Source organism: Pseudomonas sp. FW300-N2F2 (assembly GCF_017351655.1).
GTDB classification, from domain to species: Bacteria; Pseudomonadota; Gammaproteobacteria; order Pseudomonadales; family Pseudomonadaceae; genus Aquipseudomonas; species Aquipseudomonas fluorescens_AA.
Genome location: NZ_JACNDQ010000002.1, coordinates 441,096 through 461,064, shown reverse-complemented (window position 1 = coordinate 461,064; position 19,969 = coordinate 441,096). Strand labels below are relative to the sequence as shown.

Sequence of the window (19,969 nt, the reverse complement as noted above, 5' to 3'; positions counted from 1 at the left end):
AACCAATGATGCTCGCCCGCCGCGACGAAGATTTGTCGAGCCCCGCGCTCATGCACAGTCATCGCAGCGCCGAGAATCAGGAGCCTGCCGGAATGCGTACAAGTCTCTCCAATAACATCGCGCTGGATCTGCCCTCCTCCACCATTGCCCCCGATGATAACGCCGCAGCCTCCCTGGCCTTGAGCCCGCGGCTGCACAACAAGGACCTGGCGCCGACCAAGGCCGAAGGTCGCCGCTGGGGCCGCTACAGCATCTTTGCCCTGTGGACCAACGACGTGCACAACATCGCCAACTATTCCTTCGCCATCGGCCTGTATGCCCTGGGGCTGGGTGGCTGGCAGATCTTGCTGTCCCTGGGGATAGGCGCGGCACTGGTGTATGGCTTCATGAACCTGTCCGGCTACATGGGTCAGAAAACCGGGGTGCCGTTTCCGGTGATCAGCCGGATCAGCTTCGGGATCCACGGCGCACAGATTCCTGCGTTGATCAGGGCGGTCATCGCGATTGCCTGGTTCGGGATCCAGACCTACTTGGCGTCGGTGGTGTTCCGCGTGTTGCTGGTGGCGATCCATCCGGGCTTCGCCGACTACGACCGCGACTCGATCCTCGGCCTGTCGAGCCTGGGCTGGGTGTGTTTCGTGGCGATCTGGTTCGTGCAACTGGTGATCCTGGCCTACGGCATGGAGACGGTGCGCCGTTATGAAGGTTTCGCCGGTCCGGTGATCCTGGTGACCGTCGCGGCCCTGGCCGGTTGGATGTACACCCAGGCCGGCGCCACCATTGCCTGGTCGATCCGCGAGCCGCTGACCGGTGGCGAAATGTGGCGCAATATCTTTGCCGGCGGCGCGCTGTGGCTGTCGATCTACGGCACCTTGATCCTCAATTTCTGCGACTTCGCCCGCTCCTCGCCATGCCGCCGAACCATCATCGTCGGCAATTTCTGGGGCCTGCCAGTAAACATCCTGGTGTTTGCCGGGATCACCATCCTGCTCTGCGGTGCGCAGTTCCAGATCAACGGGCAAATCATCGAAAGCCCGACCCAGGTCGTCGCCTCGATCCCCAACACGTTCCTTCTGGTGCTGGGCTGCCTGGCCTTCCTGATCGTCACCGTGGCGGTAAACATCATGGCCAACTTCGTCGCTCCGGCGTTCGTGCTCAGCAACCTGGCGCCCAAATACCTGACCTTCCGCCGCGCCGGGCTGATCAGCGCTGCCATTGCCGTGCTGATCCTGCCGTGGAACCTCTACAACAGCCCGCTGGTGATCGTGTATTTCCTATCCGGCCTCGGCGCCCTGCTCGGGCCGCTGTACGGGGTGATCATGGTCGACTACTGGCTGCTGCGAAAAGGCTGCATCAACGTGCCGCAACTGTACAGCGAGGACCCAAACGGTGCGTATTTCTACAGCAATGGGGTCAACCTGCGCGCGGTGGCGGCGTTCATTCCGGCGGCGCTGATCGCGATTATCCTGGCGTTGGTGCCTGGTTTTGACAGCGTTTCGCCATTTTCCTGGCTGATTGGCGCTTCGATTGCAGGGCTGCTGTACCTGATCATCGCCAAGCGCGAAGCGTATTACGAGGACGTCAGCGGCGAATCCATCGCTGTGGATAACGTCCATCATTGATCCCTCAAACGGCCCGACCGGTAAGGGCCGCTTACTTTCATGCATCAAGGAGGACAGCTCATGCGAATTCTCGTGGTCAACGTCAACACCACCGAATCCATCACCCAGGCCATCGCCCGCCAAGCCCAGGCCGTGGCCGCGCCGGGCACCGAGATCGTCGGGCTCACGCCGCATTTCGGTGCCGATTCCATCGAGGGCAATTTTGAAAGTTACCTGGCGGCCATTGCGGTGATGGACCGGGTGATGTCCTACGACCAGCCGTTCGACGCGGTGATCCAGGCCGGCTACGGCGAACATGGCCGCGAAGGTCTGCAAGAACTGCTGAACGTGCCGGTGGTGGACATCACCGATGCCGGCGCCAGTACCGCCATGTTCCTCGGTCACGCTTATTCGGTGGTCACCACCTTGGACCGCACGGTGCCGCTGATCGAAGACCGGCTCAAGCTGTCCGGCCTGTTCGACCGCTGCGCCTCGGTACGGGCCAGCGGCCTGGCGGTGCTGGAACTGGAGCAAGACCCGCAACGGGCGGTCGAGGCCATCGTGCGCCAGGCCGAACTGGCGGTCAGCCAGGACAAGGCCGAGGTGATCTGCCTGGGCTGCGGCGGCATGGCCGGGCTCGATGAGCAGATCCGCCAACGCACCGGGGTGCCGGTGGTCGATGGCGTGACGGCGGCGGTGACCATTGCCGAGTCGCTGGTGCGGCTGGGGTTGTCGACCTCGAAAGTGCGCACCTACGCCACGCCTCGGCCCAAGACCATCATTGGCTGGCCGGGGCGGTTTGGGCGGTGAGTTCACAGGCTTGGACCGAGGTGCCTTGAATCGCGAGCAAGCTCGCTCCCACAGGGTTTGTGGTGTTCACGAAACTGCTGATCCCCCCCTCCAACTGTGGGAGCGAGCTTGCTCGCGATTGAGGCCAACGCGGTCCTGCGCCCAACTCAAACCGCACTGAACCGCCGCGCCAACCCCTGCTCGGCAAACTGCTCGATGATGAAATCCACGAACACCCGCGTCTTGCCCGGCAGCAACTTATGCTCGGCGTAGTAAATGGAGATATTGCCGTCATCGACGTACCAGTCCGGCAGCACCCGTTGCAGCGCGCCGGACTCCAGATAGGGCACGGCCACCGGCATGCTCACCAGCCCGATGCCCAGCCCTTGGGCCGCGGCCGCGCAGTCGGCTTCCGAATCGCTCATGGTCATGCGGGTCTTGAGCATGAGCGGGCTGTGTTGCTGGGTTCGGCTGGTCAGTTGCCAGGAGCGCACGCGGCCGGTTTGTGGCGAGCGAATCAGGATGCCCTGGTGCTGCGCCAGATCCTCCGGTTCCATCAATGCAGCGTGGGTGTTCAGGTAGTCCGTGGATGCAACCAGCACCCGATGGGCCACCGTCAACTTGCGCGCCACCACGCCCTGGGGCAGCTCGAAACCACCGCCGATGGCGGCATCGAACCCCTGGCCGATCAGGTCTACCTGGCGGTTATCGAAATGCCAATCGGGGTTGATCGCCGGGTAGCGCCGCAAAAACTCCCCGAGTAATGGCACGACATACAAGCGACCGAACGCCGTGCCCATGCTCACCTTCAGCGTTCCCGCCGGTTGCCCGCCGGCGCTGGCCAGGTTGGCGACGGCGTTCTGGATGGTGTTGAAGCTGCTGCCGACTTCCCTCAGGAACAACTGGCCGGCTTCAGTCAGCCTCAGGCTGCGGGTACTACGCTGGAACAGGCGCACCCCCATCCGCGCCTCCAGCTTGGCGACGCTTTTACCCACCGCCGCCGGGGTCACGCTCAAACGTCGCGCCGCCTCGGCAAAGCTGCCGACTTCGGCGCTGCGCACAAAGCATTCGATACTGTTGAAGGTCTCCATGGGCCTCACTCTAAACTTTTGGTTTAGACAGACTATAGCAATGACGGTCTACACAGCCCATGACGCCTTCTTGATACTCGCTCCATCACCGCGGCACTTCGCCCCGGCACTTTTTGGAGAACATCATGAGTACCCAAGCACTGAACGGTAAAGTCGCCTTGATCCAGGGCGGTTCTCGCGGCATCGGCGCCGCCATCGTCAAACGCCTTGCCGCAGAAGGCGCCGCCGTGGCCTTCACCTACGTCAGCTCTGGCGCAAAATCAGAAGAATTGCAGAACAGCATCACCGCAGCGGGCGGCAAGGCCTTGGCAATCAAGGCGGACAGCGCCGACGCCGACGCCGTTCGTAACGCCGTCGCCGCCACCGTCGAAGCTTTCGGGCGGTTGGATATCCTGGTCAATAACGCGGGCGTGCTGGCCATGGGGCCGCTGGATGAATTCAAACTCGAAGATTTCGACCAGACCCTGGCCGTCAACGTGCGCAGCGTGTTCGTCGCCACCCAGGCGGCAGCGCGGCACATGGGCGAAGGTGGCCGGGTCATCAACATCGGCAGCACCAACGCCGACCGCATGCCCTTCGTCGGCGGCGCGACCTACGCCATGAGCAAATCCGCGCTGGTGGGCCTGACCAAAGGCCTGGCCCGCGACCTTGGCCCGCGCGGCATCACCGTCAACAACGTGCAGCCCGGCCCGGTGGACACCGACATGAACCCGGCCGACAGTGACTTCGCCTCCAGCCTGTTGTCGCTGATGGCCGTCGGGCGCTACGGCAACGTCGATGAAATCGCCAGTTTCGTCGCCTACCTGGCAGGGCCGGAAGCCGGTTATATCACCGGCGCCAGCCTGACCATCGACGGTGGTTTTGGCGCCTGATCCGAGCCGATCATTGTGGCGAGGGAGCTTGCTCCCGCGGGGCTGCGCAGCAGCCCTTCGCTGTCACGCCCACTCCAGCTCCGGCAGACCGCAAAGGCTCGGCTGGAACATTTTCAAGGAGCGGATGATCCCGTCGGCATGGGCATATTTTTCGTCCGCCATGGCCGAATCTGGAATGGCAATGGCGGTCATGCCCGCGGCTTTCGCGGCTGTCACGCCGAACGGCGAATCTTCGAACACCAGGCAGTCGCGCGGCTCGACACCCAGGCGCCGGGCGGCGGTGAGGAAGATATCCGGTGCCGGTTTCGCCGCACCGACCTCCGGATCATCGGCCGTCACGATGCAATCGAACAGCGCGAACCAGTCCCGGTGCAACGTGGTTTTCAGCGCGAACGTGGGGCTGGACGAACTGGTACCCACCGCAATGGGAATGTTGTGGGACTTGAGATGCCGCACCAGTTCCTCGGCACCGGGCATGCCCAGGGCGTGAGGAAAACGCTCGCGCATCAAGGGCTCGCGGATGACCAGGAATTCCTGGGGGGTGATCGGCAACTCCAGGGCCTGGACGACGTAATTGGCCAGGTCCGTGGCCCCGCGCCCGATGATGTTCTGCTTGACGCTCCAATCGAACGTGCGCCCGTAGCGCTCGGCGATGATGGAGGTGACCTCGGTGTAGATCCCCTCGGTGTCCAGCAACAGCCCATCCATGTCGAAAATCACAGCTTTGATCGGGCCAAACTCTTTCAGCGGTGCATTCATCGCATCTGATCCGTTATCAACACAACATTCCAGGGATGGCTCAGGTGCGGCCAGGGCAGCGTGTTCGCCTTAAAGGATTCAGCAGGATAACGAAGGGGGCTTGGAACCGGCAATGGGAAATCTGAGGATGAGCTCTGTGGCGAGGGAGCTTGCTCCCTCGCCACTAGTGCAGGTTGGTGATGGGAGGTTACTGGCCGGAGCCACCCGACCCCGAACCACTGCCGCCCGAGCTGCCACCGCTGTCACTGGTACCGCTTCCGCCGTTGGTCCCACCGCCCGCGTCGGCACCGCCCATCGTGCTACCGCCACTCAGCGAACCGCTGCCCGTGCCGGGGCTGGTGCTGCTGCCGCTGGCATCGCCGCCATTGCCGCCGCCCACAGAGCCCGGAGGCAAAGCGTTCTCGCTGGCACCGGACTTGGAGCCGGCTTCCATTTCCGAGGACGGTGGCATCCCGCCCTTGTCCACGGGGGGCGTGCCGCTCGAAGATTGTGCGAAAGCGGCCAATGAACTGACGGAAAGAATCCCGGCGAGTGTCAGCGCTGTCATGTTGGACTTCATCATGGTGAGTCTCCTTTTCAAGATACTTACCTGATGTCTGGCACGCGTTGCGGGGCGATGGTGCCACTGAATCGACAGGCGGGCCCGTCGATCAGCTCGGCGTGCCAGAGGCGTCGTCACCGGCGATGTCCGGATCATCCGAAGTCGCTTCGACGTCCTCGTCGTCGCTGGGCACCTGCTCGACGCCCGCCTCGTCATCGGGCGGGAGCTGGTCGCGGCTCAGCGGGTTGGTGGGCGATGGTAGCGGGTATTCTGGGGTTTCTTCGTCATTGGGAACGGGGGAATCGGCAGTCATACAATCTCCCGACAGGTGCACGCACCTGTCCTGCAGCTTAGAGAACGCGGACGATCAGTTTGCACGCCTTCACTCGTAGGATTCGTCCTCGAGTTCAGCGTCTTCATCGTCGAGCAAGGGCACCTGGGCGTCATCCATCAGGGAACCGGGGTCTTCGTTGCCCGGGTCGTTGGGGCCTGGATCATTGATGAAGGGCACGCCCGTCGGGCCCTTTTCTTCCTTGCCTTCGGTTTCCGGCGTCATGGCACACCTCGCGATTGCTGATGGATGTATGAATTTGAGGTGGGGGGACAGCAATCGTTCCTGAGAAATGTTCAGGGGGCCTGTTCACGGAAATGGCAGGTCAATAAAAAACCCGGCACAGAGACCGGGTCTTTTCATCCAAGCATCCGCTTAACGATGATTTCTCTTGTGCTTGTACTTGTGCTTCTTGCCGCCGGAGTGACCGTCGTTGTCATTGGACAGGTTGCTGCCCAACGCGCCGCCCGCCGCGCCGCCGACGCCAGCACCGATGGTGGAGCCGGTGGAGCCGCCCAGACGGTTACCGACGATCGAACCACCGGCCGACCCCAGGCCACCGCCGATGGCGGCTTCCGTGCGGCTGCCCTTGCGCGCGCCCACGGCGCTGCCGGCTGCGCCGCCGACACCCGCGCCGATCGCGGCGCCTGTGCTGCCGCCCATCTGCTGGCCGACCACGTTGCCCAACACACCGCCCAGACCGCCGCCGACTGCAGCGGTACCGTCACCGGCAGCCATCGCGCCCTGGGCAACCACCAGCCCCAGTACCAAGGTGGACAAAGTCAAACGCATGATAGAAACCTCAAGAATGCCGCATCGGGGAGAAATGGCCAGTGCGCGCGGGCGCGAGTGTACGCCAAACGCGTCAGCCATGACGGTTGGACAACGAAACGGCGGATTATTTTATGACAGGCAAAAAAAAGCCCGCTGGGGAAACGGGCAGGTACTGCTTTCTAACGGATGAGCTGAGAGTACGTACCTGCTTGTGAAAGAAACGTGAAAGAAACCGCCGGTTGAGAAAATATGAAAAATATTTACGCAAAGACCGGAATGCTCCCCGTAGGAGCTGCCGAAGGCTGCGATCTTTTACCTTTCGCTTTGGATTCAATCGACAGGAGAAAGATCGCAGCCCGGTGGGAGCCTGTCACTTCTTGACCGGAACCCTGGGCAAAAACTTGGCTTTCTCCCCTCGCTGCACTTTGGCCACCTTCGTCCTGATGGACTTGATCGGCTCGTCGCCAAAGTCTGCATGGTAGGTCGACTGACCACACTGCAATCCTTCATTGATCGGATACGCGGCTCCGTGCTCCTCGCTGTACGATGCTCCCATTGCATTTCCCCTTTCATTGAGGTCCATACCGACAACAACCGGTTGCCTGACAATATCGACCTTCACAACAATGAGACTAGCCGGTCATCAACAGACTGTTTATTCAACAAGCCTCTTCGCCGACGAGTGGAACTCACTGTTTCAAAAAGGAAACACTCATTCAGCACCCAGCATCGTCCGGTTCAAAACCCGGGAAACCTGGTCGGCCGAATAGGGTTTGGACAAGAACTCAAAGCCTTCATGACCACTGTGGGCCAACTCTTCGCTGTAGCCGGAAGTGAGCACCACTGGCAGATCCGGGCGACGCTGGCGCAGCTCCCGGGCCAAGGCGATACCGCCGATGCCTGGCATCACCACGTCAGAAAATACCGCGTCGAATGCCATCGCATCCGGCCCGACCATTTCCAGCGCTTCTTCGGCGTTGGTCGCCCAGGCGGTTTCGTAGCCCAGGTCCTGGAGGATCTGGTTGGCAAAACGCCCCACCTCCAGGTTGTCTTCCACGATCAACACCCGGCGCTTGCCCTTTTCCAGCACCAGGTGCGTGACCTCCTCCCTGAGCGGCTCGTGGTTTTGCTCGGGCGCCACTTCCGGAAGGTACAACGTGAACACCGTGCCCTCGCCCACCACGGTCGAAACATCGACGTTGCCACCGGACTGCTTGGCAAAACCGAACACCTGGGACAAGCCCAACCCCGTGCCCTTGCCCACTTCCTTGGTGGTGAAGAAGGGTTCGAAGATGTGTTCGAGCACTTGCGAGTCAATACCGGTACCGGTGTCAGCCAAGGCAATGGCGGCAAAGGACTGCCCGGCCCCGGCATGACCACGGATCGGCGGTATGCCACCGCCGCAACTGAGCCGAAGCCACAGCGTGCCCTGGCCGTTCATGGCATCCCGGGCATTGAGGGCCATGTTGATCAACGCCGTCTCGAACTGGCTCAGGTCCGCGCGGATGTAACAGGGCTGATCGCACAACTCGACGTTGACCTGGATCCGCGCCCCGGTGACGGTTTGCAGCATGTCCCCCAGGCTCTGCACTTGCTTGGCCACATCGATGACTTCTGGCTTCAACGGCTGGCGCCGGGCAAACGCGAGCAACTGGCTGGTCAACTTGGAGGCGCGCTCCACGGTTTCGGACACCGCCGTCATGTAGCGTTGCCGGCGCTCTTCGGACAAGTTGGGCATGCGCAGGAAGTCCACTGAAGAACGGATGATCGTCAGCAGGTTGTTGAAGTCATGGGCCACGCCGCCGGTGAGCTGGCCGATGGCTTCGAGTTTTTGCGACTGGCGCAGCGCCGCTTCGGTCTGTTTCAAGCGCGTGGTGCGTTCCTCGACCCGTTCCTCCAGCGTCGCGTTCAATTCGGCCAGGGCCGCCAGGCCTTCGCGCACGGCAGCGTCGGCACGGGCGCGCTCGATGTGGGCCCAGGAGCGCTCGGTGACTTCCATCAGCAGCGCCAGATCGTTGGATGACCAGACCCGCGGCGTTTTGTCGTGAATGGCCATCAGCGCGGTCAATCGCCCACCCTTGATCAACGGCACGCAAATGGTGGCCGCGATACCAATGGCTTGAAACGTCGCCGCCTCCTCCGGCGCCAGCTCCTTGAGGTTATCGTTGATCACCAGCGGCTTGCCGGCCCGCAGGTTGGCGACGGCCAGCCGACCAAAATCAGCCAGCTGATAATGCCCGAGAATATGGGGCGACCCCGCCCTGGCCCAATCGCCGCGAATGGTGAAACCGTCCTCGTCCTCATCCATGTCCGCGTAGGCACAATTGGACAGGTTCAGGTGCGCCGCGAGAATCCGCGTAGTGGTCGCCATGATGGCCTGCGGGTCGGTGGCGTTGGCCACGGCATTGCCGATGGCATCCAGCACGGCCAGCCGTTGGGTCATGAACACCGTGGACGTGGTTTCGGTGACCGTATCCAACATGCCCACTACCGTGCCGAACTGGTCACGGATGGGGCTATAGCAGAACGTGAAATAAGCCTGCTCAGGACCGCCGCCGCGCTCGATGACCAGGGGGAAGTTCTCTATATAAGTGGCTTGCCCATCGAAGGCCGCGTGCACGATCGGCCCGATATCGTTCCAGACCTCCCGCCACACCTCATCGAACCGCCGCCCCAGCGCCTCGGGCTTGCTGCCGAGGATCGGCAGGAACGCATCGTTGTACAACGTGATCAGGTCCGGCCCCCACACGATGGCCTGGGGAAAATGCGAGGCGAGGCTCAGCGCCACGGTGGTCTTCAGCACATCAGGCCACTGCGCAGGCGGCCCGAGCGGCGTGCCCTCCCAAGGATGGCGCCGAACCCGCTCAGCCATTTCTCCAGAGCTCTGAAGCCAATCTGTCATTGCGTTCGATCCTTCTGAGACGCCAATACCAACGAGGGGGAAACGCTTGTGACCCCAGGCAGGGCCGTATTATCCCGCGCAGGATGGGAATGCGCGATGGGATTGTGGGAGGCGTCGGGGGCAAATGGGGGGGGAAGGGCGGAAATCGGAGGTTAGACTACAGAAATGTCTTACATATCGTTGGGAATGGGCTTGATGTAGGTGAAGAGACTGCCAAGTTGTAAGACATACAGCTCGGATGCTTACGACGATGGCAACGTCCTACATATGATTGGAAATCCCCTTCGCTATCAATCCCTTGCGTATTTTTTGCGGCGGCGACTATAGTCTTCGCGTCGCCCAAATGGTGGCCGGGTTTGGCGACCCGCAGTGGGCAAAACTATCCAGTGGAGCTTACTTATGAATCAATACATGGGCCTGACCAGCAACGCCGACGACCAACCCCTCTACGTCGATACCACCGCCCCGCTACACATCCTGCTCGACTCAGCCGCCTATCGAATCCGTGCCGCCACCCAATTCCTGGAGAACCTGGCGATGCGTGATGAACTGACCATCGATCCCGCGACCTTGCAAGATCTGGCGCAACTTTGCTGCATCCCGCTACGTGATGGGTGTGACGTGATGGATGTGATTGCACGACGATTGGATGCGGCACCGGCAGGTTCCACGCTATAAGCCTGCCCGCCGACAACCTGTGGCGAGGGAGCTTGCTCCCGCTGGGCTGCGCAGCGGCCCCTTTTGTGAGCGCTGCGCACTCAAGCGGGAGCAAGCTCCCTCGCCACGGGTGCATCGTCGACCTGAACTACTCGACAATCCCGTCACCGCCCTCCTTCTTGACCACGAGCTTGTTCCCTTCCGCCATGGCCTCGACCAATTCAGAACATCCCTCCACTTCACGCTTGCCATCAACGCGCTCGGCCTGGGTGTGATTGCACGAATATTGGATGCGGCGCCGGCAGGTTCCACGCCATAAGCCTGCCCGCCGACAATCTGTGGCGAGGGAGCTTGCTCCCGCTGGGCTGCGCAGCGGCCCCTTTTTTTGAGCGCTGCGCACTCAAGCGGGAGCAAGCTCCCTCGCCACGAGCGCATCGTCGACCTGAACTACTCGACAATCCCGTCACCGCCCTCCTTCTTGACCACGAGCTTGTTCCCTTCCGCCATGGCCTCGACCAATTCAGAATATCCCTCCACTTCACGCTTGCCATCAACGCGCTCGGCCTGGGTGTGATTGCACGAATATTGGATGCGGCGCCGGCAGGTTCCACGCCATAAGCCTGCCCGCCGACAACCTGTGGCGAGGGAGCTTGCTCCCGCTGGGCTGCGCAGCGGCCCCTTTTTTTGAGCGCTGCGCACTCAAGCGGGAGCAAGCTCCCTCGCCACGAGCGCATCGTCGACCTGAACTACTCGACAATCCCGTCACCGCCCTCCTTCTTGACCACGAGCTTGTTCCCTTCCGCCATGGCCTCGACCAATTCAGAATATCCCTCCACTTCACGCTTGCCATCAACGCGCTCGGCCTGGGTGTGATTGCACGAATATTGGATGCGGCGCCGGCAGGTTCCACGCCATAAGCCTGCCCGCCGACAACCTGTGGCGAGGGAGCTTGCTCCCGCTGGGCTGCGCAGCGGCCCCTTTTGTGAGCGCTGCGCACTCAAGCGGGAGCAAGCTCCCTCGCCACGAGCGCATCGTCGACCTGAACTACTCGACAATCCCGTTATAAACAACAGTCACACCGCCCTCCTTCTTGACCACGAGCTTGTTCCCTTCCGCCATGGCCTCGACCAACTCAGAACACCCCTCCACTTCACGCTTGCCATCAACGCGCTCGGCCTGGGTGTCGAAACTGAATACATAAGTGGACGCAGGGCAAGCATTGCCGCCCTCGCCCGTGGAAACCACCAGCACATACTTGCTCGGCCCAAACGTGTAAGCCTTTTCAATCGTCACATAACCGGTGTACTCGGCCTGCTCGACAACGGATTCCATGACGTTCATCACACCCGCCCGCGATTGATAATTCAGCGCAGTTGCCATCGCCTCAGTCTGAGTCGTGAAAGGTCCGGCACGTTCGGTATTGACGGGCAGCGCTTGATAGGTAACGCCCGGCGGCGCGGGTGGTGCGGCTTGAGTCTTGGCGGTGGTTTTTGCAACAGGGCTTCGCTGGAGTTGAGGGCTGTCGCATTGGCCGTTTTTGCAGATGAAATCGCCTTGGCAATCGATGTCTTCCGAGCACGAGTTCGTTTCTTCGAAGGTGCTCTGGTCGGCCTTGGCGTAACTGACGACGGCCAGTGTCAGGAGGGTGCAGGCGAGCAAACGCTTCATCGGTGAAGTCCTTTTCTTGGATGGTGGCTGGATGATAACTGCAAACCTACCGGGATTGTCTCTGGTCACCTTCGTTTTCGGGTGGTCCCACTTTGGTTTACAGACTAGCCTTCCAAATGCCCGCACAAGGACGAACCATGGCTGACCGCACACAACTCCACCAAGACGGCTACGCCCTGCTCCGTCGAGCAATCCCGAACGAGTGGCTGGCTGACTTGCGTAGCGTGTTCGATGCAGGCGTGCGACCGTCGGATCAATGGCCAGTGCCCCGTGGCATGGACTGGCGCTATTCGATGCTGGACGATGATTCGAGGATTCAAGCTGTGTGTCGTCTACCCCAGCTACTGGCGGTGGCAGGTGAGTTGATCGGCGAGCAATTCTTCCTCTCCCAAGTGGAAGGCCGCGAGCCCCTTGCCGGTGGCGGCCAGCAACCACTGCACCGCGATCTGTCGGCCCAACGACCAGGCGACATCGCCATCGCCCTGGCATTCTTCGATGATTACGGCCCCGAGAACGGCGCGACACGGATCGTCCCCGGCAGCCATCGCCCCGAGCCGGGCGCCCCACCTTTCGACTTCAATGACGAGTCACGCGCTGTACAGCTTTCAGGCAGTGCCGGTGACATCCTGGTGTTCGATGTGGACCTGGTGCACGCGGGCAGCCTGAACGCGATTGGCGCACGCCGTCGCTCCATCCTGATCAGCTATTTCGCGGAATCGCTCTACGCGTCACACCTGGAAACCGTGGCGCTGCGCAATATTCGCATGGACACCCGCGATCGATTTGTCCCCTCGGCGTTTACTTTCGAGGGCTAGTTTTTTGGGTCGATGAAAGTTGTGCGCAACGGTTCGAATCTGAGCTTTAATGCCCGTGCTTTTTGAGAACCCCATTCGTCTGATCAAGGAAGAAACGGCATTGAAAACAGCTTTCGGCGCCCTGTTGTTGGCCTGCCTGACAACGACCGCATTGGCTGACGAAGCCCCCATCGGTTTCCAATCTTCCACCCTGCCGGATCCGCACAATGGCCGCGCACTGGAGATGGTTGTCTGGTACCCGAGCGCAACCACCGCAGCCCCGCAACTGATCGCCGATAATGCGGCATTTGTCGGCGCCTCTGCCGTGCGTAACGCACCGCCAACTGCCGGCCAACATCCACTGGTGGTGCTCTCCCACGGCTACAGGGGTAACTGGAGCAACCAGATTTGGCTGGCCAGCGCCTTGGCCCAGAAGGGTTACATCGTCGCCGCCATCAACCACCCCGGCAGCACCACCCATGACCGCAGCCCCCAAGCAGCGGCGCAGTTATGGCAGCGACCCGTCGACCTGCGCCGAGCCATCGATGCGGTCACGACTCAACCTGAAAAATTTGGTCGGGTCGCCAATGATCGAATTGCAGCCGTGGGCCATTCACTCGGCGGCTGGACCGCCCTGGAGAGCGCCGGCGCTCGCTTCGATCCAGAGCGCTTCGCCCAGGACTGCAAAGCCCATTCGCAGTTATCCAGCTGCACGGTTTACGAACAGATGAACACCGCCAGCACCGCTGATTCAAAGGCCGAATTGGCCGCCAATTGGCGCGATAAACGCGTTACTGCCGTGGTGACATTGGACCTGGGCCTTTCGCGGGGCCTGACCGATAAAAGCCTGGCCGCGCTGCCTGTCCCCACCTTGGTGATCGCGGCCGGTGTACCGTCGCAAGAGCTTCCCGCTGAGTTGGAGTCTGCCAACCTGGCCAAGCGCCTGCCCCCAGCGTCGAGCCGTTACATCGAGATCAGCGATGCGAGCCATTTCAGCTTCATGTCGATGTGTAAGCCTGGGGCGGAGGAAATGCTTGAAGAGGAAGTGCCGGGGGATGGGATCATTTGTCGGGATGGTGATGGCGGTCGTGCTCGGGGGGTGATTCAGCGGCAGGTTGCATCGTTGATTGCAGCGTTTTTGGCGCAGTCATCGGGCTATGAAAAAGGTCGTTTGTAATCGGGTGGTGCTGACTAAAAGCGGTTCAACGAAAACGCCGGAGGAGCTTCAGGTTCAAATGGGTCTCTTCTTCGCACAACCACCGCTCGGAGTGAATGCCGTAGCATAGCCCACGATCAACATGCGAATCATCAATTCAGGATCAATCGACGGACGCCCAATCGGGCTATAGAACTCGGCGAGGTAATGGCGCAGGTCGCTCAGCTCCAGACACCGATCAATGTTGCGCAGAAGGTGATTGGCTAGAATGTGATCTTCAAGATTGAACGAGTAAAACAGCCGCCCCTGCCCACTCGATAACTGCCCCATCATGCTGCGTGCTTCCCTGCTGGCCAATGCAGAGATTTTGTCGTAGGCCTTACAGGGGAGCTACTTTTTCAACAGAATCGACCCAAAGCTGCCATTTATATCTGCCAGCACAGCTCTCACGTTTCCACTTAGAGAAATTATCATTTCGCCGGGTAGTCAAAACTACCCCTTCGACGCGCTGCAAACGTTGCTTCTCAGAAGAAACGTGGCGTCAAACCAGGGTTGATGGAGTGAGTTGGGTGGAGATGATTAGCAGTGATCGGTCGAAAAGTAATTGCTTCGTCCTGATGAGTCGAAGGCGCATTCCCTCATAGTGCTAGCATTTCTGAGCCAAACCTTGAGGATGGAGGTTAAGCAGGCTGTGCTGTATGCTTTATTTTTTATGGCAAAAAGCCGCCATCTGAGTTGTAAAAGCAAGGAGCATGTCGATGCAAAAAGCATTCCTATCTCACAACGGATACGACAAGGATTTTGTCGATGAGGTATTTGATCGTTTAGGGACGCTCAATGCGGTATATGATAAAAAAACATTTAACAAAAACTGCGATCTAAGTCAGCAAATAAGAGAAGGTCTTGAAGATTCTGATGTATATGTATTATTTCTTTCAGAAGCGTCAATAAATTCCGGCTGGGTATCTAGTGAGCTAGATATCGCAGGAGAACTTAAAACAAAATGGCAATTAAGAAAATTTCTTATTTTCCAGCTTGATGGTACAGACTGGTCAAATCTTCCAAAATGGGCCAATAGATATGTTGTTTCGTGCCCTCCTTCACCAGAAATAGTAGCGCTTCGAATAAAAGATGAGCTGCGAAAAGAGACTGAGGTTCGAACGCAAGCTTACGGTAGAGATAATGATCTCCGAAAAATTCATGACTTTCTATTGGAGCAAAATACCGCTCCTTCATTTATAGCTTTTACAGGTCCAGAGGGGATCGGTAGAAAAACCTTAGCCAACAGCCTTTTTCACGATTTTTACAAAGGCATTGCTGAGTCGAAAATCTCTATAACCCTTGGTGTGCATGATGACGACTTGACACTATATAAACGGCTTTTGGCATACTCTGCGAACTGGAGAGCACGTGATTTCCAAGTGGCAGTTCAAGAGTTTTCTCAACTTGTAGGTTACGAACGCTCTCAGGCCATAGCGAATTTAATAGTTAAAGTAACAGTCGGGTTCAATCAGGTATTAATACTTGATGTTGGGGGCAATGCTTTTGGTCCTGATCACAAATTATTAAACTGGTTTTCCGTCTTGCTTAACATGCTTGAGCCAGACGCTTATCCATATGTTGTGGTTTTGCTGAATGGCGGAAAAATGCCAACTCACTGGGAGTCCGGCTTAGTATATGCAGTGCAACCTTTGAGTGAACAGGATTCGCGCTACTTATTTAAAATGCTACTTCATAAAAACGGCATTATAATTCCTGACAAGTCGGAAAGGGAGTTTTTGGAAAATAGTATTATCGGGCATGCTGGATTAATTTCGACAGTTGTTAACTATCTTAGGCGCAACCCCGCTTATCGCCCAAGTAAAACTCATGCAGCGGTAATGCAAATTGTTCGGGCGGAAGTTGAAAAAATGCTCGTCGATTTCACCAGCCACCATCCTAATGTTACTAAGGTTGTAGATTTGATTGGGGAAGCTTCCATTCTCTCATATCCGGAGATTATGAAGCTACAAGAAGTATGGCCTGACTTTGTTGAATCAGTCGATATGCTTATCGATGTTGGCTTTATGATGGAGGACAACGGCAATTATTATTTGGCCGCTTATCTGCAGAGATATGCTCAAAACTTTCAGGAAAGGTCATGGGGCGGACTAGCCCAGGCACGGAACATCTTATTTAGTTCCGTGGAGGGGGTCGATGAGGATAGTTATGTACCCATCGAACTGCTCGATGCACGGATTGTCGAATATCTCACATCTGACACGCCGGTGCCAGGCTACTTGACGAATCTTATTATGCCAACGCAGCAACTAAAGGCTGCCAAAAGACACTACGACTCTCGTAACTATCCGAGCGCCTTATTATTAGCAAAAGAAGCGTACTCGCAAAAGCACAAATTAAGCGTAGGTGGATATACCGAGGCATGGCGTCTTGTAGGTTTGTCTGGATGTCGAGTGGCCGACGCTAACGCTTCGACAATGTTTCAAGCTGAATATAAGGAGATTCCGAAAAGCGATCGCCGTGAAGCCACCTATTTTTTTGTTATGGGTTTTTCAGAAAGATTGAAAGGGAACTTGAGAGCTGCACTCCCTCATTTTGAAAAAATCACTACGCTAGATGTCAAAGATGGTCATGCTAGTCGCGAGCTTGCATATATTTATGCCTTTGAGGGGCGTTACGAGTTGGCAACCAAGTATATCGAAAAGGCCAAGCAAACGATAAGGCTGAGTCCTTACATTATCGATGTGGAAGCTTATATATACCTTGAGCGATATCGAAATAAGAAAGACGCTTCACTAATCCATGAGATTGATGAGTGCTTGGGGCGCCTTGAGGACGCTGATGAAAGAGAGGCGAGGCACTTTGCACCGGTACGAAAAAGCATGAGGGACATATTGGTAGATGATCGATATGAAACCTTAAGAAGCGTATTCAATACTAGGTCCCAGCTATCGGTCCATCCCAAGGTATCATTGCTAGAGCTACTGTCTATCAAAGGTAAAAAAGACCAGTATGACACTTTGCTTTCAGAGCTCAATTCGATAATTAGGCAAACGGGAAACAAATTAGCCGAGGTAGAGGTCGCTAAAGTTGAGATAGCACATCTCTCCTCGAATGGTATGTGTCCTGCGGCACGAGAGAAGTTGAGCCGTTTTTCGTCTAGACTGACGCCGACTAGTGTCGAACACTTAACCCAACTAATCAACAGTGCTGAGGCCTACGCAGCTCGCTAGGTTAGAATACGCCTCCACCCCAAACGGATTCGCCAAGATGTATCTGCGTTCAAGCGTGTTATGCCTGTGCCTTTTCAGCACCCTGAGCCAGGCCGCTGTTAACTGTTCTGCCCTGGCGGAAAAGATCTCTGGCACCGTGCCTGAGTTTCATCCGTCGGTGCAAGGCAAGGTCATCGGCACCGGACGCCTGCATTTTCACGAAGCGCCGGATGAAGCCTGTGCCAATAAAAAGATTTTCGTAATACCCGGCGACTCTCTCACCGTTTACGCCAGCCTTGAAGACGAATCATGGCTGGAAGTGAACTTCATCGCCAAGAGTGGCGACGACTACACCGGTTGGGTAAAGGCGGACCGGGTCGAGATTGGTGTACCTTACGGAGCGCCATTGGATGATGCCGACGAGGCGCCAGCGGGCGATGCCCAGTAATTCAAAATGGGTGTGCCCTTTTTCATTTTTGAAGCGCAGGAGAAACAATGACGGACTCGCCAGAAGGGAGTGCGCTGTTTCCGGCCAACCTCGACGTGGCTGATGCCACGGGTTTCGCTGGCTGGGCTCGCGTCTGGGCGGAGCTTGGCGTCGGATGCGCGCCCCAGGAGACGTACGAAGCCCTCATTCGACGCTACGGCGAGCCCCACCGCGCGTACCACACCCTCCAGCATCTGCAGGAATGCCTTCAGGTGCGCCGATTCGTCAACGCGGCCTGCCCGGCCCCCGCCGAAGTCGACCTCGCGCTATGGTTCCATGATGCGATCTACGACCCTCTTCGCAGCGACAACGAGCTGCGCAGTGCCCAGTGGTTGGATGATGTGGCACGTGATAACGGCCTGGGCGATGAAACGCGCCAAAGGCTTTACGAACTGGTGATGGTGACGCGACACGACGCTGCTCCGGCGTCGGCAGACGAAGCGGTGCTGGTGGACACGGATCTGGCGATCCTTGGGGCAGCGTTCGAGCGGTTCGAGGAATACGACCAACAAATTCGCCGCGAGTACTCGTTTGTACCTCTGTCTATGTACCGCCAAAAGCGCCGCCAGGTCCTTGAAGGTTTTCTGACACGGGGGCGCATTTATACGACTGCACCGTACTTCGACGCATTCGAGCAGCAGGCACGGGCAAATCTTGCACGCGCCATCGACCGTCTCGACTGAAGACTGGCGTCATTCGGCAAATCGGGTTTCAGCCATAGGATCAGGCTTCAGATCAACCGATCCACAACCCTCGCATTCCACGACTCCCGATACCGCTCCCGCCACCCAGGACTTCCTTTATCCAGCCACTCCAACGTCGCCTCAACACTTTCAGGGCTGATGATGAAGTGATTGATATGCTCCTCGATCCGCTCTTGCGATAGATGCAGCGCGTCCAAGTAACCATTGAAAGAATCCGCCAGCACCACATATTCATCGCCCTGCTGACGGCGCCCGGTCCAGGCCGGTAAGCCCGCCACCATCGCCGCCACGTCCTGGCGCCCTTCACGCAAATCCAGCAGCAAGATACTCGCGCCGCCGTCACGCCCGATCGGCAACAATCCCGTCGCGGGGAAGCCGGGCTGAGCCCGCAGTTGCTCCAGTTCGAAGGGGTTGGATTCATACTCTTTGTCCGGATCCAGCCCGTACAGTGAAAAGCTGAGCAACTCCTCATCGCCATTGGCGAGCGTGGCCAGCACATCGTATTCCACGTAGGCGCCGTTGCAGGTCTTGAGGAACTGGCGATAGTCGTCCGGCAAGCGGGCACCCAGGCTGGCTTCCAGTTGCGCGATGGCAAGGTCGGTGGCGCCTTCACGGGTGTCTTCGAGGATGAGTCCACGGTAGTCAGTCATTGATGTCTCGAAAGGGTATGGGATGGGACGCGGTATCAATCGATCTTACAAAAAAAGCGACCGATCACTCGGGTTGGTATTCGGCCGCCCCTCCTGGCCTCACACCACACTCGCCCGATGCAGACTGCTCATATGCCCAACGCCCGCCGCCTTCAACCGGCTCACCAGATCCTCCCTAGCCGTTCGCCCCCCTGAACGCACGTACTCCAGCTCCGCCGCGGTGATCAAGACCACCGGCACCAACCTGACCGGGGACAAGGGCATGTCATCCAGTTGGGTAGGGAAATCCGGTGCTGGGGCGCCGAGCAGAACGCCGGTGGAGTCGTCATCGGTCACGAAGAGTTTGGGCAGTTGATCGCTCATGTGGTGCGATTGGCTCAGCCCGGGAAGTTCAAGGGATAGCGCCCCGTGCTGGTCGAGTTGGTGGGTGATGCCGCCCGCGTCGGCCACCGTTTTGGCGACGTGTTCCACCAGCTCGAATGCCCAGCTGCGTTTGAAAGGGTCGACCTCTCCCGCCGGGCCATAAGCGTGCTCGGGGATATCCGCGGTTTCGACGAACAATTCCATTTCGAAGCCGTTGCCCATTCCTTCCGTATCATCGAATGGATCGGACAGGCCTTCAGTGGCGAGAATGATCGCGTCGCCGCGGCGAACCACGCGGTAGGCCTGGCGGGTCGAAGGCCAGTACGGGCCGCCGGAAAAGGTCGGACTGATCAAGTAGGACAGAACATCCCGCTCGACCGTGCCGACAGCGCTCCAATGACGATCCAGGCACGCTGAGCCGGCTTCCCGGACGGCCAGATTGGCTGCTTCAGCCTCGGTCAGGTCGCCAAGCTCGTGGGACCGCGGCGCGGGCTGGTCGTTTTGGGTTTCAGGGGTTTTCGATGAACCGAAGAGCTTCTTGAAGAAATTCATGGGCGTTCCTATCCGAAAATTGCAATTGATGTAGGCTCAGTCACTACGCTTGGATCGATTTCAAAA

20 protein-coding genes and 1 pseudogene are annotated in these 19,969 nt (G+C 58.5%); 9 read left to right on the top strand and 12 right to left on the bottom strand.

Features of this window, described 5'->3' with window-relative positions:
• Positions 1-92: 92 nt before the first annotated feature.
• Both J4E63_RS16855 and J4E63_RS16850 read left to right on the top strand, forming a co-directional pair.
• A complete protein-coding gene (locus J4E63_RS16855; protein ID WP_207282714.1) occupies positions 93-1,622 on the top strand; it encodes an NCS1 family nucleobase:cation symporter-1 in 1,530 nt (509 codons plus the stop codon).
• Between the two features lie 60 nt (positions 1,623-1,682).
• On the top strand, positions 1,683-2,411 hold the full coding sequence (locus tag J4E63_RS16850; RefSeq protein ID WP_060741345.1) for an aspartate/glutamate racemase family protein: 729 nt from the start codon (positions 1,683-1,685) through the stop codon (positions 2,409-2,411).
• A gap of 146 nt (positions 2,412-2,557) precedes the next feature.
• Here J4E63_RS16850 and J4E63_RS16845 read toward each other — a convergent pair whose 3' ends face one another.
• Positions 2,558-3,481, bottom strand: a complete 924-nt coding sequence (locus tag J4E63_RS16845) for a LysR family transcriptional regulator (protein WP_192261709.1) — start codon at positions 3,479-3,481, stop codon at positions 2,558-2,560.
• A 125-nt stretch (positions 3,482-3,606) separates the two neighbouring features.
• On the opposite strand from J4E63_RS16845, the gene J4E63_RS16840 reads away from it, so the two are divergent.
• Positions 3,607-4,353, top strand: a complete 747-nt coding sequence (locus J4E63_RS16840; RefSeq protein ID WP_060741343.1) for a 3-oxoacyl-ACP reductase family protein — start codon at positions 3,607-3,609, stop codon at positions 4,351-4,353.
• A 63-nt stretch (positions 4,354-4,416) separates the two neighbouring features.
• On the opposite strand, the gene J4E63_RS16835 is transcribed toward J4E63_RS16840, so the two are convergent.
• From J4E63_RS16835 to J4E63_RS16805, 7 genes are all read right to left on the bottom strand, one after another.
• Complete coding sequence (locus tag J4E63_RS16835) at positions 4,417-5,112, bottom strand: HAD-IA family hydrolase (protein ID WP_207282713.1); 696 nt, start codon at positions 5,110-5,112, stop codon at positions 4,417-4,419.
• 187 nt (positions 5,113-5,299) lie between these two features.
• Positions 5,300-5,674 carry a hypothetical protein gene (locus J4E63_RS16830; RefSeq protein WP_060741341.1) on the bottom strand — a complete coding sequence of 125 codons (375 nt, stop codon included), beginning with the start codon at positions 5,672-5,674 and terminating at the stop codon, positions 5,300-5,302.
• 88 nt (positions 5,675-5,762) lie between these two features.
• The gene (locus tag J4E63_RS16825; RefSeq protein WP_207282712.1) at positions 5,763-5,966 is read right to left on the bottom strand and encodes a hypothetical protein; all 204 of its coding nucleotides are present in this window, start codon (positions 5,964-5,966) and stop codon (positions 5,763-5,765) included.
• A 69-nt stretch (positions 5,967-6,035) separates the two neighbouring features.
• Entirely contained in the window at positions 6,036-6,209 is a 174-nt protein-coding gene (locus J4E63_RS16820; protein WP_170842313.1) for a hypothetical protein, read from the bottom strand.
• A 150-nt stretch (positions 6,210-6,359) separates the two neighbouring features.
• Positions 6,360-6,776 carry a glycine zipper domain-containing protein gene (locus J4E63_RS16815; protein ID WP_060741339.1) on the bottom strand — a complete coding sequence of 139 codons (417 nt, stop codon included), beginning with the start codon at positions 6,774-6,776 and terminating at the stop codon, positions 6,360-6,362.
• Between the two features lie 352 nt (positions 6,777-7,128).
• Complete coding sequence (locus tag J4E63_RS16810) at positions 7,129-7,341, bottom strand: hypothetical protein (RefSeq protein WP_237140767.1); 213 nt, start codon at positions 7,339-7,341, stop codon at positions 7,129-7,131.
• 129 nt (positions 7,342-7,470) lie between these two features.
• Positions 7,471-9,660: a response regulator gene (locus tag J4E63_RS16805; protein WP_207282711.1), complete on the bottom strand. Its 2,190-nt coding sequence runs from the start codon at positions 9,658-9,660 to the stop codon at positions 7,471-7,473.
• A 399-nt stretch (positions 9,661-10,059) separates the two neighbouring features.
• Between J4E63_RS16805 and J4E63_RS16800 the strand changes: the two genes are divergently transcribed.
• Positions 10,060-10,338: a hypothetical protein gene (locus J4E63_RS16800; RefSeq protein ID WP_058544244.1), complete on the top strand. Its 279-nt coding sequence runs from the start codon at positions 10,060-10,062 to the stop codon at positions 10,336-10,338.
• A 1,023-nt stretch (positions 10,339-11,361) separates the two neighbouring features.
• Here J4E63_RS16800 and J4E63_RS16795 read toward each other — a convergent pair.
• The gene (locus tag J4E63_RS16795) at positions 11,362-11,985 is read right to left on the bottom strand and encodes a hypothetical protein (RefSeq protein ID WP_207282710.1); all 624 of its coding nucleotides are present in this window, start codon (positions 11,983-11,985) and stop codon (positions 11,362-11,364) included.
• A 137-nt stretch (positions 11,986-12,122) separates the two neighbouring features.
• On the opposite strand from J4E63_RS16795, the gene J4E63_RS16790 reads away from it, so the two are divergent.
• On the top strand, positions 12,123-12,800 hold the full coding sequence (locus J4E63_RS16790; protein WP_207282709.1) for a phytanoyl-CoA dioxygenase family protein: 678 nt from the start codon (positions 12,123-12,125) through the stop codon (positions 12,798-12,800).
• Positions 12,801-12,900: 100 nt separating this feature from the next.
• The gene (locus tag J4E63_RS16785) at positions 12,901-13,956 is read left to right on the top strand and encodes an alpha/beta fold hydrolase (RefSeq protein WP_207283223.1); all 1,056 of its coding nucleotides are present in this window, start codon (positions 12,901-12,903) and stop codon (positions 13,954-13,956) included.
• Between the two features lie 49 nt (positions 13,957-14,005).
• On the opposite strand, the pseudogene J4E63_RS16780 reads toward J4E63_RS16785, so the two are convergent.
• Positions 14,006-14,268 (bottom strand): annotated as a pseudogene (locus J4E63_RS16780) (transposase); the annotation flags it as partial.
• Positions 14,269-14,693: 425 nt separating this feature from the next.
• Here J4E63_RS16780 and J4E63_RS16775 point away from each other — a divergent pair.
• Genes J4E63_RS16775 through J4E63_RS16765 form a run of 3 tightly spaced genes read left to right on the top strand, consistent with a single transcriptional unit; the run spans position 14,694 to position 18,317 of the window.
• A complete protein-coding gene (locus J4E63_RS16775; RefSeq protein WP_207282708.1) occupies positions 14,694-17,168 on the top strand; it encodes a toll/interleukin-1 receptor domain-containing protein in 2,475 nt (824 codons plus the stop codon).
• 37 nt (positions 17,169-17,205) lie between these two features.
• Positions 17,206-17,595 (top strand): hypothetical protein, encoded by a 390-nt coding sequence (locus J4E63_RS16770; protein WP_207282707.1) that lies wholly within the window; start codon positions 17,206-17,208, stop codon positions 17,593-17,595.
• A 47-nt stretch (positions 17,596-17,642) separates the two neighbouring features.
• On the top strand, positions 17,643-18,317 hold the full coding sequence (locus J4E63_RS16765; protein ID WP_207282706.1) for a hypothetical protein: 675 nt from the start codon (positions 17,643-17,645) through the stop codon (positions 18,315-18,317).
• 47 nt (positions 18,318-18,364) lie between these two features.
• Here the strand turns inward: J4E63_RS16765 and J4E63_RS16760 are convergent, their stop codons facing one another.
• Both J4E63_RS16760 and J4E63_RS16755 read right to left on the bottom strand, forming a co-directional pair.
• Complete coding sequence (locus J4E63_RS16760; RefSeq protein WP_207282705.1) at positions 18,365-18,988, bottom strand: SMI1/KNR4 family protein; 624 nt, start codon at positions 18,986-18,988, stop codon at positions 18,365-18,367.
• 99 nt (positions 18,989-19,087) lie between these two features.
• Positions 19,088-19,903 (bottom strand): suppressor of fused domain protein, encoded by an 816-nt coding sequence (locus tag J4E63_RS16755; protein ID WP_207282704.1) that lies wholly within the window; start codon positions 19,901-19,903, stop codon positions 19,088-19,090.
• Positions 19,904-19,969: the final 66 nt, after the last annotated feature.